Source organism: Rhodococcus sp. IEGM 1330, from assembly GCF_033142445.1.
GTDB lineage: Bacteria > Actinomycetota > Actinomycetes > Mycobacteriales > Mycobacteriaceae > Rhodococcoides.
Window position 1 is genome coordinate 140,937 of the sequence record NZ_JAWLSB010000004.1, and the last position, 13,993, is coordinate 154,929.

13 protein-coding genes and 1 tRNA gene are annotated in these 13,993 nt (G+C 64.9%); 3 read left to right on the forward strand and 11 right to left on the reverse strand.

Annotated features, from left to right (window positions below):
• Positions 1-33: 33 nt before the first annotated feature.
• A complete protein-coding gene (locus R4P57_RS11475; RefSeq protein ID WP_317802980.1) occupies positions 34-501 on the reverse strand; it encodes an NUDIX domain-containing protein in 468 nt (155 codons plus the stop codon).
• 83 nt (positions 502-584) lie between these two features.
• Between R4P57_RS11475 and R4P57_RS11480 the strand changes: the two genes are divergently transcribed.
• Complete coding sequence (locus tag R4P57_RS11480) at positions 585-1,226, forward strand: ScbR family autoregulator-binding transcription factor (RefSeq protein WP_317802981.1); 642 nt, start codon at positions 585-587, stop codon at positions 1,224-1,226.
• On the opposite strand, the gene R4P57_RS11485 is transcribed toward R4P57_RS11480, so the two are convergent.
• Positions 1,204-2,118: an AfsA-related hotdog domain-containing protein gene (locus tag R4P57_RS11485; RefSeq protein ID WP_317802982.1), complete on the reverse strand. Its 915-nt coding sequence runs from the start codon at positions 2,116-2,118 to the stop codon at positions 1,204-1,206. The two genes, R4P57_RS11480 and R4P57_RS11485, sit on opposite strands and share 23 nt — an antisense overlap.
• A gap of 269 nt (positions 2,119-2,387) precedes the next feature.
• Positions 2,388-2,460: transfer RNA gene (locus R4P57_RS11490), tRNA-Asn, on the reverse strand.
• Between the two features lie 138 nt (positions 2,461-2,598).
• On the opposite strand from R4P57_RS11490, the gene R4P57_RS11495 reads away from it, so the two are divergent.
• On the forward strand, positions 2,599-2,844 hold the full coding sequence (locus tag R4P57_RS11495; RefSeq protein WP_317802983.1) for a hypothetical protein: 246 nt from the start codon (positions 2,599-2,601) through the stop codon (positions 2,842-2,844).
• On the opposite strand, the gene dnaG is transcribed toward R4P57_RS11495, so the two are convergent.
• From dnaG to R4P57_RS11530, 7 genes are read right to left on the reverse strand one after another with little or no spacing between them, the layout of a single operon-like run.
• Entirely contained in the window at positions 2,841-4,757 is a 1,917-nt protein-coding gene (dnaG, locus tag R4P57_RS11500) for a DNA primase (protein ID WP_317802984.1), read from the reverse strand. The genes R4P57_RS11495 and dnaG overlap by 4 nt on opposite strands.
• A gap of 53 nt (positions 4,758-4,810) precedes the next feature.
• Positions 4,811-6,085 carry a deoxyguanosinetriphosphate triphosphohydrolase gene (locus R4P57_RS11505; RefSeq protein WP_317802985.1) on the reverse strand — a complete coding sequence of 425 codons (1,275 nt, stop codon included), beginning with the start codon at positions 6,083-6,085 and terminating at the stop codon, positions 4,811-4,813.
• Positions 6,086-6,802, reverse strand: a complete 717-nt coding sequence (locus tag R4P57_RS11510; protein WP_317802986.1) for a YdcF family protein — start codon at positions 6,800-6,802, stop codon at positions 6,086-6,088.
• Between the two features lie 55 nt (positions 6,803-6,857).
• Positions 6,858-7,466, reverse strand: a complete 609-nt coding sequence (locus tag R4P57_RS11515; RefSeq protein WP_317802987.1) for a response regulator transcription factor — start codon at positions 7,464-7,466, stop codon at positions 6,858-6,860.
• A complete protein-coding gene (locus tag R4P57_RS11520) occupies positions 7,463-8,572 on the reverse strand; it encodes a sensor histidine kinase (protein WP_317802988.1) in 1,110 nt (369 codons plus the stop codon). Before R4P57_RS11520 ends, R4P57_RS11515 begins: the two co-directional genes overlap by 4 nt.
• A gap of 46 nt (positions 8,573-8,618) precedes the next feature.
• Positions 8,619-9,422, reverse strand: coding sequence for an ABC transporter permease (locus R4P57_RS11525; protein WP_317802989.1), 804 nt, complete (start codon positions 9,420-9,422; stop codon positions 8,619-8,621).
• A complete protein-coding gene (locus tag R4P57_RS11530; RefSeq protein ID WP_317802990.1) occupies positions 9,419-10,348 on the reverse strand; it encodes an ABC transporter ATP-binding protein in 930 nt (309 codons plus the stop codon). The genes R4P57_RS11525 and R4P57_RS11530 overlap by 4 nt, the downstream gene beginning before the upstream one ends.
• Before the next feature lie 128 nt (positions 10,349-10,476).
• On the opposite strand from R4P57_RS11530, the gene R4P57_RS11535 reads away from it, so the two are divergent.
• Positions 10,477-12,513: a TPM domain-containing protein gene (locus tag R4P57_RS11535; RefSeq protein ID WP_317802992.1), complete on the forward strand. Its 2,037-nt coding sequence runs from the start codon at positions 10,477-10,479 to the stop codon at positions 12,511-12,513.
• Between the two features lie 70 nt (positions 12,514-12,583).
• Here R4P57_RS11535 and R4P57_RS11540 read toward each other — a convergent pair whose 3' ends face one another.
• A complete protein-coding gene (locus R4P57_RS11540) occupies positions 12,584-13,969 on the reverse strand; it encodes a glycine--tRNA ligase (protein WP_317802993.1) in 1,386 nt (461 codons plus the stop codon).
• Positions 13,970-13,993 lie beyond the last annotated feature (24 nt).

Sequence of the window (13,993 nt, forward strand, 5' to 3'; positions counted from 1 at the left end):
GGCCGGTGGATACCCCGGGAACCCACGCCGAAACTACGACGCTGCGACAACGGCCTCCAGTGCGTCCAGAAAGGGGTGCTGGGAGGCGAGCAGCTTCGTTCTCGCCTGCGCCAGCGGGAACCACTCGATGCGGTCGACCTCGGGAAACGACTTCATGAGGCCGGATTTCGGGGGCCACTCCATCTCGAATGTGTTGCTCACCGCATTCGAGACATCCAGATCGGCCTCGACGCCGAACGCGGTGACGATCTTTCCGCCGCGCTGTGTGACGGTGCCGAGTTCGACGTGTTCTCCGGCAGGCACATCGACGCCGACTTCCTCACGAAATTCCCGCCGGGCCGTCGTCCAGGGGTCTTCGCCATCGGCGATCAGCCCTTTGACGATCGACCAGGCTCCGTCGTCCTTGCGCGCCCAGAACGGTCCACCGGGGTGAGCGATCAGGACATCCGGGCCGTCGACACCGACGCGATACAACAGAATTCCGGCACTCGTATTGACCATTGGCTCAGCGTGCCATCAATTCGCAGGGCGAATGTCCTTCGCGCCGCCGTGCCGCGAACCCGGGCAACAGTTATTGTCTACCGATGCAGGAGCGTGCAGCGTCCACCAGGCAGGCCGTACTCGAAGGGGCCGCCGCCAGTTTCGAGAAGTTCGGTTACGGCACAGCAAGTTTGAGCACCATCATCGCCCATGCCGGGGTCAGCAAAGGCGCGATGTACTTCCATTTCTCGTCCAAGGAAGATCTGGCGCAGGCAGTGATCGACGCGCAACTGGCCATGGCGGCGAGTGCGAGCGCCCTCATCATCGAGCAGACGCCGAAAGCGTTGGACGCCTTGATCCTGGTGAGCAAGGAGTTGGGACGCCAACTGCAGACCGACTCCATCGCCCGCGGGGGTATGCGGTTGACGCTGGAGTCGGCCATCGTGGGCAGCCCCAATGCGCGAGCATTCGAGGACTGGATCGGCAAGATGGGCGATCTGGCCGCACGTGCTCAGGCCGAGGGCGACATCGTCGACGGTATCGACGCACTCACGCTCGGTCGATACATCGTCGCGTCGTTCACCGGCGTGCAGACGGTGTCGGAGATGTTGACCGGACGCGCCGATCTACAGCAACGGCTGACCGAGATGTGGCAGATGTTGCTGCCCGCGGTGGTGCCGCGCCGACGCCTTCTGCGGGTGACGACAGTTGCCGAGGACGCCCTTATCGACTGGAGCGCTCGGTAGGGGCCAACCACGGTTCGGACGTCGTCGTGACGGACATCGCCGACAGCACCTCGCCGTCGTGCTCGAACTGAATGCGGAAGATGCCGTCGGTGGAGTCCGTGTCGACGATCACCGAGCACGGGTTGGTCCACTCGGCGAATCCCATGAACCGCACCTCGCATGCGGTGAAATCCAGCGTCGGTGTTGCGGTCGCCAAGCGCAGAGCCTGACGGGCCGCCTCGAGCATCGTGACTCCCGGCAGATACTCGACCGAATGGTCGAACATCGCCAGGTTGCGCGGATCCGGCGCGACGACGATGGTCCCGTCGGATGTATGCCGCGCCAAAACCACGTCTGACGGATCGAGACGTCCGACGGAGGACGGTGGGACCACCTCGGTTCCGGCCGGCAGGAAACGGAAGTGGGGGTCGGCAATGGTCGACTTCCGAAACTGCGAATACACCTCGGGTCCGATGGTCCGGACGGACGCCGTCCCCGACGCGACGAGGTGGGTGCCGTTCAGGAGTCGGGCCGACAGCTTCATGTTGTCCAGCGACTGGTCGTCGAACGTCACGTCGGTCGTGATCGACTCTGCAACAAGCGAATCCTCGATGTCGTCGACCGACAGCAGGTCCAGGATCTCGAAGCGGGAGTGCTCGATGAACACCACGTGATCGAGTGGCACGCCGTGGTTGACGTGGCAGAAGAGGCTGATCGCTTGGCGCAGAGCCTCGGCCACCATCAACGAGTCGTGGGTTCGGCGCACCGGCGCGAACATGCGATGCGACGTGGGGAACTGCACCGCCGCCCGATGGGTACCGTCGACGGTCTCGTAATCGGTCAACAGAACGTCGCCCGGCGACCTCCGATGCACGAGGTGCCGCGGAACGGTTGCTGCGTAACTCAAACTCATGAAGCCCCTTAAAACCGACCGACCCGGCTTTTTATAGCACTGTTGAGCCACCGGGATCGCTCGTTCAGTATGTCGCGGGCGACCGACAAAACCGGCATCGGTCTATGGGATTCATTCATTCGATATACAGAAATAACAGTCACGATCTGTTAACTAACTCGAACTCCCGGTACCACATGTCCGGTACGTTCACGGTCCGCTCCGGGGGCCCGTGCGGCACACTCCCGGCAGCAAAAATCCCCGCACGGGCGAACCGAACGGGGACTGCGCTCCCCCACCTGGACTCGAACCAGGAACCCTTCGATTAACAGTCGAATGCTCTGCCAATTGAGCTATGGGGGATTACCTCGCGGCGTCACACTCTCGTGCGAGCCGTTGGAAACAATAGCGCACACCCCCTGCCGAGTACCAAATCGCCCTGCTCGAGGTTCGTCGGGCAAGATGGAAGAACAGCCGCACGCTCTAGGGAAGGACCTACTGATGATTCGTTTGGTAATGGCGGCTGGAGCTGCGTATGTGCTCGGCGCCAAGGCAGGACGGGGCCGGTACGAGCAGATTCGCAAGACTGCGAGCGCCGTCGCATCGAGCCCGGCCACCAAGAAGGCGATCGAGGTCGGCCGTCAGAAGCTGTCCGATTCCCTGAACACTCAGCCCCGACTGGAGCCGATGCAGCCGATCGACGACGAGACCCAGGTCTTCGTTCCCCGCGATCAGCTGCGGCGCTAACCGACCTCGGCCACACTTCCGACGGCGAGTTCGAGCAGACTGCGGCGGTACTGCTCGAGGGCGATGAGGTCGCCGAACAACGCGTTGTAGTCGTCGGGCTTCTCCACCGGTGACATGCGCTGCAGTTTCGATTTGAGTTCGGCCACCTGTTGGCCGACCCACACTTCCTGGAGTCGCGCGAGTACGCCCGAGATGTAGCGGGTGAGAGCGTCGTCGGCCACACGCATCGGGTCGACGGCCAACTCGGTGACCAACGACACGACAACGGCGTCCTTGGCCTGTTTGGCGACGGCGTCGACCCACTCCCCTCCGCCCAAGCCTGCAGCAGTGCCGCCGGCAGCGGCCACTGCGTCGCGCACGGCCGAGTACGCCGGGTGATGGAAGCTTTCCGGCGGGAGCGAATCGAACACCGTGCCTGCCATCGCAGGCATCTGCAATACCGCCTTGAGGGCTTCCCGCTGTGGCCACAGAGACGGATCGGTTGGGTTGGGACGCGGAGGTCCCGTTGGGGCCTCCACGGGAGCGGCCTGACGCTTCTCGAACGGGACCCGTTTGCCGCTGGTGTCGCCCCGGGCACCCTTCTTCGCCTCGTCGCGCACGCGGGCGAGCACCATTGCGGTGTCGTCCCACCCGGTCCAGCCGGCCAACTGCCGCGCGTACTCGTCCCGAAGCGACGCATCCTTGATGCGAGCGACTACGGGCACGGTTCGCTTCAACGCCTCGACACGCCCCTCGGGTGTGTCCAGATCATGTTCTCGCAGAAGTGATTTGACCACGAAGGCGAACATCGGGGTACGCCTGGCGACCAGATCACGAACGGCGTTGTCGCCGGACTTCAAACGCAGATCACACGGGTCCATTCCGTCCGGTGCTACGGCGACGAACGTCTGCCCGGCAATCTTCTGATCACCCTCGAAGGCCTTCATCGCGGCGGCCTGCCCGGCATCGTCTCCGTCGAAGGTGTAGATCACTTCGCCGCGAAAGTAGCTGTCGTCCATCATCAATCGGCGCAGCATCGCCAGGTGATCCTCGCCGAACGCAGTGCCGCACGACGCCACCGCCGTCTTGACCCCGGCCAGGTGCATCGCCATCACATCGGTGTATCCCTCGACGATGACGGCCTGATGCGACTTCGCGATCTCCTTGCGCGCCAGATCGAGACCGAACAACACCTGAGACTTCTTGTACAGCATGGTTTCCGGGGTGTTGATGTACTTACCCGGCATCGTGTCGTCGTCGAACAGTTTGCGTGCGCCGAAGCCGATGACGTCACCACTCTGACTGCGAATGGGCCACACCAGCCGGCGCCGGAAGCGGTCGATCGGCGTCCCGCGCTTGCCGGGTGTCGCCAACCCCGCGTCGACGATCTCCTTGGCCTCGAAGCCCTTGCCCAGCAGGTGTTTGGTGAGGGTGTCCCAGCCGTCGGGTGCGTACCCGCAGCCGTAGGCCAGGGCAGCGTGCCCGTCGAAGTTGCGTTCGGTGAGGTAGTCCCGCGCAGCCTGGGCGTCGGGACCACTGAGCCTGCCCGCGTAGAACTCCTGCGCTGCCGCGTTCGCGGCGATCAGGCGCGCTCGGGTGCCGCGGTCGCGCTGAACCGACGGCCCTCCGCCCTCGTAGGAGATCGAGTAGTTCAACCGATCGGCCAATTGCTCGACGGCCTCGACGAACGAGATGTGCTCGATCTTCTGGAGGAAGGAGTAGGCGTCACCGCCCTCGCCGCAGCCGAAGCAGTGATAGTGACCGTGATTGGGGCGAACGTGGAACGACGGCGATTTCTCGTCGTGGAAGGGGCACAACCCCTTCATGGAGTCGCCGCCCGCGCGCTTGAGAGAGACGTAGTCGCCGACTATGTCTTCGATCCGTGTGCGTTCGCGAATGGCGGCGATGTCGCGTTCAGGAATTCGGCCGGCCACGAAGGGCAGTCTAGTCCCGATCCGGACCTACCCACATTCGGTCGGCGGCGCGGTCAGCCCCAGCTGGCCTGAGCTCCGAGTGACCGCTTGTCGATGAGTTCGAGTCGACTTTCGGTGTACGACGCGATCTGGTCGACGACCACACGAGTCCGTTCCGCGTCGCTGTCGGCCCGCTGCCAGGCGGGCACCAGAATGGGGTCCAGTTCACCCGGAGCCGAGCGCATCAACCACTCGGCGACGCGGTGGATACGGTCGCGTTGGCGCTCCTGGCGGATCTTGTGTCCGGCATCGGACATCACGTACCGCAACGCCATCGTCTTGAGCAATGCCACCTCCGAGCCGACGATCGACGGCACCACCAGATCGGCGTCGTATCGGCTCAGCGGCGCAGTGCCGTACTTCTCGTGGGTGCCCTCGATGGCGGCGGTGGCGAAGCGGCCGACGAGCTCACTGGTCATGTGCTTGAGCGCTACGGATGCGGCGAGAGTGCCGTCGTAGCGTCCGACCGCGACCACGACGGGCATCCTCGACAGACGATCTGCGGCCTCGATCAGTTCGTCGACATCGAGTCCGCGAAATTCCGAGACGCCGAGTTCGGCGAGAGCGCGTCGCTCGATCGGATCGGACAGCGCCCGGAGATCGATTCGCGCGTCGATGACGCCGTCCTCGACGTCGTGCACCGAGTAAGCGACGTCGTCGGACCAGTCCATGCTCTGCGCTTCGAGGCACTTGTGCTTGTCCGGAGCGCCGTCACGCACCCAGCCCAGAATGGCGGAGTCGTCGTCGTAGGCACCGAACTTCGCGCCGGGCGCGGGCCTGATCCACGGGTATTTGGTGGCGGCATCGAGCGAGGCTCGGGTCAGATTGAGTCCTGCACTGCGGCCGTCGGCGTCGAGAATCTTCGGCTCGAGTCCGGTGAGAATGCGGAGGTTCTGCGCGTTGCCCTCGAACCCACCGCAATCCTGGGCCACTTCGTCGAGCGCGCGTTCACCGTTGTGTCCGTACGGCGGATGGCCGATGTCGTGCGCCAGCCCGGCGAGGTCCACCAGATCGGGATCGCTGCCGAGACCCTCGGCGATGCTGCGGCCGATCTGCGCAACTTCGAGCGAGTGCGTCAATCGCGTGCGCGGGGTGTCTCCGTCTCGAGGACCGGTGACCTGAGTCTTGTCGGCGAGTCTGCGCAGTGCGGCACAGTGCAGCACGCGCGCTCGATCGCGCGCGAAGGCGCTTCGATGCGACGCGTTGTCTGCCCCGGCCCGCAGTCCTGCGGTCTTCGGAGGTTCGGTGACGAATCGTTCGACGTCGTGCGCCGAGTATGTGCCGGTCATCTACTGGCCTGCCGTGTAGGAGAAGTCCGCGGTGAAGTGGGTCAGCTGGTACCACAGCAGAGCGCCTGTCTCCCTGGCGATCCCGTGTGCCTGGGATTCTCTGGTGTAGACCGCGGGACCGGTGCGCGTCGGGGAGGTCCAGGCGTCCAGTCCTGCGTCGCGCGCCATGGTTCGGGTGCGTAGTGAATGCCACGGATCGCTGACCAACACGACCGACGACTTGCCCTGTTCGCGCAGTGTGTTGCTCACTGCCTCGATGCTCTCGAGGGTGTCCGAGCCGGTCTCGACGGCAATGATGGCGTCGGCAGGAACTCCCTGATCGATCAGATAGTTGCGGCCCGACGCGGCCTCGGTGAACAGGTCGCCCTCCTGCTTGCCGCCGACGGTGACGATCTCGGGGGCGATTCCCTGCTCGTACAGTGACGCGGCCTGGGACAGTCGTGCCTCGAACACCGTCGAGGGTGTGCCGCTGTACTGCGCAGCACCGAGCACCACGATGGCGTCCGCCTTGGAATAGTCGTCGATGCGCGCCACCTGCCATACCCGCACCGCTGTTCCCGCGACCAGTACCAACGACATCAGCACCACTCCCGCGACCAGCCGACCGGTCCAGCGTCCGAGCGTTCCGAAGAAGCCCAGGCGCTCGGGACCGGGGTCCGGGGCATACCGATCGTCGTACGGATCGCCGTACGAATCTCGGTCGAGAGTTGAATTCACCCCTCGAGTTTGCCAGGCCTGCGCATCGGCATGGTCACGGCGCGCCCCGAACCATCTACAGCCACCCTCGATCCTCGGCCACCCGGACCGCCTCGGCCCGGGTGCTGGTGCCGGTCTTCCCTATCGCCGACGACAGATGATTGCGCACCGTGCCCTCAGAGAGGTGGACCTGAGCAGCGATGGACCCTGCCGTCCCGCCCCGAGCAGCTGCGCGGAGAACCTCCTGCTCTCGGGCCGTCAGTGGAGAGACGCCGTCGGTGAGGGTTTCGGTCGCCAGCGTCGGATCGACAACGCGAAGCCCCATGTGCACGCGCCGAACGGCGTCGGCCAGCTGCTTGGCGGGGGTGTCCTTGACCACGAAACCCGACGCACCCGCATCGATGGCGCGTCGCAGGTAGCCGGGTCGCCCGAACGTGGTGACGATCAGGACTCTCGACTGCGGGGCGACGAGCGCCAGTTCGGCGGTGACCTCGATACCGTTCTTGCCGGGCATCTCCACGTCGAGCAGGACGACGTCGGGTCGATGTTCGAGAACGGCAGCGGCAACCTCGTCCCCGCGTCCCACCTCGGCGACGACGTCGAGATCGTGTTCGAGCCCCAGCAGAGCAGCCAGTGCACCCCGCACCAGCGCCTGATCGTCGGCCAACAACAACCTGATGCTCATTCTGCCGAGACCTCCACCTTGAATCCGCCGGTCGACACCCGGGCGATCGTCAGTGCACCACCCGCGGCCGTCACTCGTTCACCGAGACCGCGTAGACCGTTGCCGCCGGACTGCTTGTCTGCCGGTCCTACTCCGTCGTCGACGATCGAGATGCTCGACGCCGTCAGCGTCACCCGGCAGTGTCGTGCGCTCGAGTGTCGAACGACGTTGGTCACCGCTTCCCGGATCACCCAACCGAACAGTTCTCGGTGTCGCAGTGGTACCACGTCGGCGTCACCGGGAAGATCGGCGTCGATTCCCGCAGCGGTCAATGCCGTTCGTGCACTGGCCAATTCAGATCCGATGTCGACCTGCCGCATGCCCCCGACGGTACTGCGCACATCGGCAAGTGCTTGCCGGGCAAGGGTCTCCAGTTCGGCGATCTCGACGGCCGCTCGAGCGGGGTCGATCTCGATGAGCCTGCCGGCCAGTTCGCTCTTGACGGTGATGACGGTCAGGGAATGGCCGAGGATGTCGTGCACGTCCCGGCTCATGCGCTCACGCTCGGCCACGATGGCCAGGTCTGCCAATTGTTGCCTGGCCACGGCCAATTCGTGGTTGCGCTGGAAGACCTGGGTGATGCCCCACGCAGCAGCGGCGCTGATCAGCAACTGGAAGGCGAAGAAATTGTCGGGCACCCAGGATGAAATGAAACGAGGCACCACTTCGACGAACACCACCATCACCGCAACGAAGATCCACGCTTGTCGCACCGGCAACGTCATCATCGCCAGGACTGCGATGTACACCGTCGCGCCGAAGCCGGTGGTTCCGATGAGGACGCACATCGACACGGTCAGCACTGCCATGGCCCCGAGCGCTACCCACGCCTGCGACACAGACAGTGGATTTCCTCGGCGGTGGCCGTTTCGAAAACGCCAGAAGGTGGTCGTGAACACAGCGGCGAAGCCGAGAATCACCACGATCCCGAAGGCCCGAGACGGCACGGATTCCAACGACAGAATCTCGTTCAACGGATAGATCAGGTAGACCAGCCAGATGGCTCCGAACAGCCAGCCGAACCGCCAGATCCGTCCTTCGGGAAGGTCAGCGGTGAACGTGGTCATGTCGCCCACGGTATCCCCGTGGGCGACACGATCAGTGGTTTCTGCGTCAGGCACGCTTGGTGTCTTTTCGGAACAGCAGTGCAGCTCCCGAGACGAACACCGTCGCCCACACCACCAGATTGATCACGGCGATCAGCAACGTTCCGGTCTCGGTCCCGGCGAACGCTGCCCGGGACACGGTGGCCAGCCCGTAGAGCGGCGTGAACTGGGCCAGCATCGGGAACCAACCGCTGTCACCGAGGGGAACGAAGAGTCCGCCCGCCAACGCCAGAAACGCGAGCACGGGTCCGAGGATCTGCATGACGTTCTCCGAGGGCAACAGGTAGCCCATGAACAGTCCGAACGCGGCGAACACCGCCGAGCCGATCCAGCCGATGAGACCACTGACGATCCACACCCAGATCGGCATGTCCGCCCCGAAGAACTTCGCGACGACGAACACCACGACGATCGAGGCGGCACCCATCGTCATGGCCACGAGGACCTTGGTGACGATGTAGGCGACCGGCTTGAGCGGGGTCAACCGCAACTGTCGGCTCCACCCCTGAGCTCGTTCGACCGAGACCATCGCTCCACCACTGGTGGTGGCGAGCATCGCGCCGTAGACGGCCATGCTGATGGCGATGTAGCCGGTGACGTTTCCGTGCGCGAAAGGATAGTTGGTCCTGTAGTCGGACTGCGTGCCGAAGATGACGAAGAACACCGGCGGCATCACCAAGGTGAAGATCAGAGTTCGCTTGTTCCGGAAGAGCCTGCGGATTTCCAGTCCCAGGAAGGTCGGCGAGAATCCGCCCCAGGCAACGGCTCTGGCAGAAGTGCGGGTGGTTGCGGATTGTGTGGTGGTGGTCATCGGATGCTCCCGGCGAGGTCGTTTTCGGTTGAGTCGTTGTCAGAATCGGTGGTCAGGGCGAGGAATGCGTCCTCGAGGTTGCGCGAGACGATCTCCAGGTCGGTCGCGTGCGCGTCGTTGAGCAGGTATCGGGCAACGGCGTCGGAGTCGCGTCCGTGCACGATCACCCGATCGCCACGAGTGTCGACGCGGTCCACCCCGGGCAGGGCGAGCAACATCGACTGGTCGACGCCGGGCAGCGTGGCGGTGACGGTGCGTCCTGCCGCCAGGTTCTTCACCTCGGCGGCGCTGCCGTCGGCGACGATCTTGCCGTGCCGCACCAGCACGATGCGGTCGGCGTAGGCATCGGCCTCATCGAGGTAGTGGGTTGCGAAGAGGACAGTTCGGCCGGTGCTGGCGTCCTGCCGAATGGCGTTCCAGAAATCGCGCCGTCCCTCGACGTCCATGCCGGTGGTCGGCTCGTCGAGCACCAGCAGATCAGGATCGGGCAGCAGTGCGAGCGCAAACCGCAGTCGTTGCTGCTGGCCGCCGGAGCATTTCGCGACTCGACGGTCTCCGATGTCTGCGATGCCCGCCCGGGTCAGCACTTCCTTGACCGACCGGGTGTGAGCGAACAGTGCCGCGGTCAGCTCGACGGTTTCGCGGACGGTCAGATCGCGAAGCAATCCGCCGGTCTGCATGACGGCCGAGATGCGGCCCTGGGCGATCGCGTCGGCGGGCGTTCCCCCGAACACCGACACCGATCCGGTGGTGGGTGCGGCCAGGCCGAGCATCATGTCGATGGTGGTCGTCTTTCCCGCTCCGTTCGGTCCGAGGAATGCGACGACCTCGCCCGGCTCGATGGACAGGCTCAGCCCGTCGACCGCCCGGACCGAGCCGTAGGTCTTGGTGACGTTTCGCAGTTCGACTGCCTTCGTTGTGGTCATGGGAATCACTCTGCTGCGATCGAGCGGCGTCGACCTCGTTCGAGCGTCACGATTGCGGGGTGACAACTGTCATGCATCCACATCGACCTGCTCGATCTCACTGGCGCGTAGCCGGTAGATTTCAGGCCATGGCAGTCCAGCACCGGCGGCACACCAGCGCCCCAGTCGTTCGAGAAGCAATCCATCGATTTCGTCGTCTCGCCGCCGTGGGTGCCCTGACCCTGTTCGGGGCGGTCCTGCTCGCGCCGGGGGTCGCCTCGGCGGAGGCTCCTTCGCGGCTGGCCACGCAGATCACCGACAACGTCCAGGCTCTCGACCCTGATTCGCTGGCCGAGGTACAGACCTCCATCGACGACCTCTACGGCAGCAGCCAGCTTCGGTTGTGGGTCACCTATGTCGCAGACTTCGACAACATGTCGGCGGCGAACTGGGCCGAGCAGACGTACGAGAGAAGTGACCTCGGAGAGCGCGACGTTCTGCTCGCCGTGGCGACCGTGGACCGTTCGTACTACCTCGCCGTCGACACCGGGCTGACACAGATCACCACCTCCGAGCAAGATTCGATCCGTGTCGACGACGTCGAACCCGCACTGCGCGAAGAAGATTGGTCCGGTGCGGCCATTGCGGCAGCCGGTGCACTCGGCGACGCGTACGCCTCGAGCGGCAGCGGTGGCTCGTCGGCGCCACTGCTGATCGGCGTCGGCGCACTGGCCGTGGCCGGTGGCGGAGCCGTCGTCTACTCGTCCCGGCGCAAGAAGGCCCGCGTCGCCGCCGAGGTCGAGGCAGTGGCGAAGATCGACCCGAGCGACCCGGCCGCGCTGGCTGCCTTCCCCATCGACGTCCTCGACACCCGCGCCAAGGAAATTCTGGTCGAGACCGACAATGCCGTACGCGCCAGCGAAGAGGAATTGAACCTCGCCCGTGGAGAGTTCGGAGATTCTGCGGCCGCACCGTTCATCGCTGCCCACGACAACGCCAAGCGGGCCCTCGCGTCCGCCTTCGAGATCCGTCAACGCCTCGACGACGCCATTCCGGAAACTCCCGATCAGCGACGGGCGATGCTCGTCGAGATCATCTCCTCCTGTGGCCAGGCCGATCGCGAACTCGATTCGAGAGTGGAGGAATTCGACGGGTTCCGCGATCTCGTGATGAACGCCGACGCCCACCTCGACGAACTGACCCAGGCGGTCGTCGGCTTGACGGTGAGAATTCCGCAGTCCGAATCGGTTCTCGCGCAGCTGCATTCCGAGTTCGCAGACACCGCACTGGCTTCCATCGCAGACAACGTCACGATGGCACAGGAGCGCCTCGCGCTGGCCGAGGAGAACATCGAGGCCGGCCGCAAGGCGGCAGCACTCCCGCCCGGCAAGCAGGGACCTGCGGTCACCGCGATTCGCACGGCCGAACGAGCCGTCGACCAGGCCAAGACCTTGCTCGATGGCGTCGACCATGCCCGGGACGACATCAGGCACGCCATCGCCACTCTGCCCGACGCCATCGCGGACGTTCGCCGCGACATCGAGCAGGCTCGTGGATTGGCCGAACATGGCGGTGCCGAACTCCAGTCGGCCATGACAGCGGCACAGACGGCATTGAAGAACGCGGAGACGGCCCAATCCTCGGATCCACTCGGCAGCTACACCGCCCTCGCCGAAGCCGATGCCGAACTCGAGAAGATCGTCGACGAGGCGTCGGCGGAGAAGGCTGCCGAGGACCAGCTGCGGGCTCGCCTCGAGCGCGATATCGCGGCCGCTCAGGCGCAGATCACCGCAGCCGCGGATTACATCTCGACGCGTCGCGGCGGCGTAGGGGCCGACGCCAGAACGCGCCTGTCCGAGGCCGAACGCCATCTCGGCGCGGCTCGCCAGCTGGGCCAGGAGAACCCCGACGAAGCCCTCAAGCATGCTCACGCCGCCAGCCAATTGGCCTCGCGCGCATCGCAGATCGCCCAGGCCGATGTACAGAACTGGGAGAATCGTCACGGTCCTCGCGGCGGCAGTAGCGGCGGCAACATCGCCGGCGCGGTGCTCGGCGGCATCCTGATCAACAGTGTGCTTCGCGGCGGCGGGGGTGGCGGAGGCTTCGGTGGCGGATTCGGTGGTGGCGGGGGCTTCGGCGGAGGCGGGGGTGGCGGCGGATTCGGTGGCGGCGGCGGCCGCTTCTAGTTTTCTCTACAGACACCGGACAGGGCCCGATCTCATCGCGAGATCGGGCCCTGTGGTGTGCGTGAGGTTGTTACGCGCCGATCAGACGAGACGCGATGTAGCCCTCGACCTGATCGAGTGCCACCCGCTCCTGCGCCATCGTGTCGCGCTCGCGGATGGTGACGGCATGATCGTCGAGGGTGTCGAAGTCGACCGTGATGCAGAACGGGGTGCCGATCTCGTCCTGACGACGGTAGCGGCGACCGATGGCTCCGGCGTCGTCGAATTCGACGTTCCAGTACTGACGCAGTTGCTGCGCAAGATCTTTCGCCTTGGGCGTCAGGTCCGCGTTACGCGAGAGCGGGAGCACCGCGACCTTCACCGGGGCCAGACGACGATCGAGCTTGAGCACGACACGCTTGTCGACGCCACCCTTGGCGTTGGGGGCCTCGTCCTCGCTGTAGGCGTCGACGAGGAATGCCATCAGCGAACGCGTCAGACCGGCCGCAGGCTCGATGACGTACGGGGTGTAACGAGTGTCGGTGGCCTGCTCGTAGTAGCTCAGGTCCTGGCCCGACGCCTTCGAGTGCACCGAGAGGTCGTAATCGGTACGGTTCGCAACACCCTCGAGCTCACCCCACGCGCTGCCCTGGAAGCCGAACTTGTACTCGATGTCGACGGTGCGCTTGGAGTAGTGCGACAGCTTTTCCTTGGCGTGCTCGTAGAGCCGCAGGTTTTCCGGATCGATGCCGAGGTCGGTGTACCACTTCATGCGGTAGTCGATCCAGTACTCGTGCCACTGCTCGTCCTCGCCCGGCTTGACGAAGAATTCCATCTCCATCTGCTCGAACTCGCGGGTGCGGAAGATGAAGTTTCCGGGGGTGATCTCGTTGCGGAAGCTCTTGCCGATCTGGCCGATGCCGAACGGCGGCTTCTTGCGTGAGGTGGTCAGCACGTTGGCGAAGTTGACGAAGATGCCCTGTGCGGTCTCGGGACGCAGGTAGTGCAGGCCCTCCTCGTTGTCGACCGGGCCGAGGAAGGTCTTGAGCAGTCCCGAGAATGCACGCGGTTCGGTCCACGAGCCGGGCTCACCGGTCTCGGGGTCGCGGATGTCGGCCAGGCCGTTCTCCGGCGGGTGGCCGTGCTTCTCCTCGTACGCCTCGATGAGGTGGTCGGCGCGGTACCGCTTGTGCGTGTGCAGCGACTCCACCAGCGGGTCGGAGAACGTCTCGACGTGGCCCGACGCCTCCCACACCTCACGCGGCAGGATCACCGAGGAATCCAGCCCGACGGTGTCGTCGCGGCTGGTGATCATGTTGCGCCACCACTGCTTCTTGATGTTCTCCTTGAGCTCGACGCCCAGCGGACCGTAGTCCCACGCCGACCTGGTACCGCCGTAGATCTCGCCGCACGGGTAGACGAGGCCTCTGCGCTTGGCGAGGTTGGCGACGGTTTCGACTTTGGACTTGGGTGCCACTGGCGGAGCTCTCCATCTTCGGTT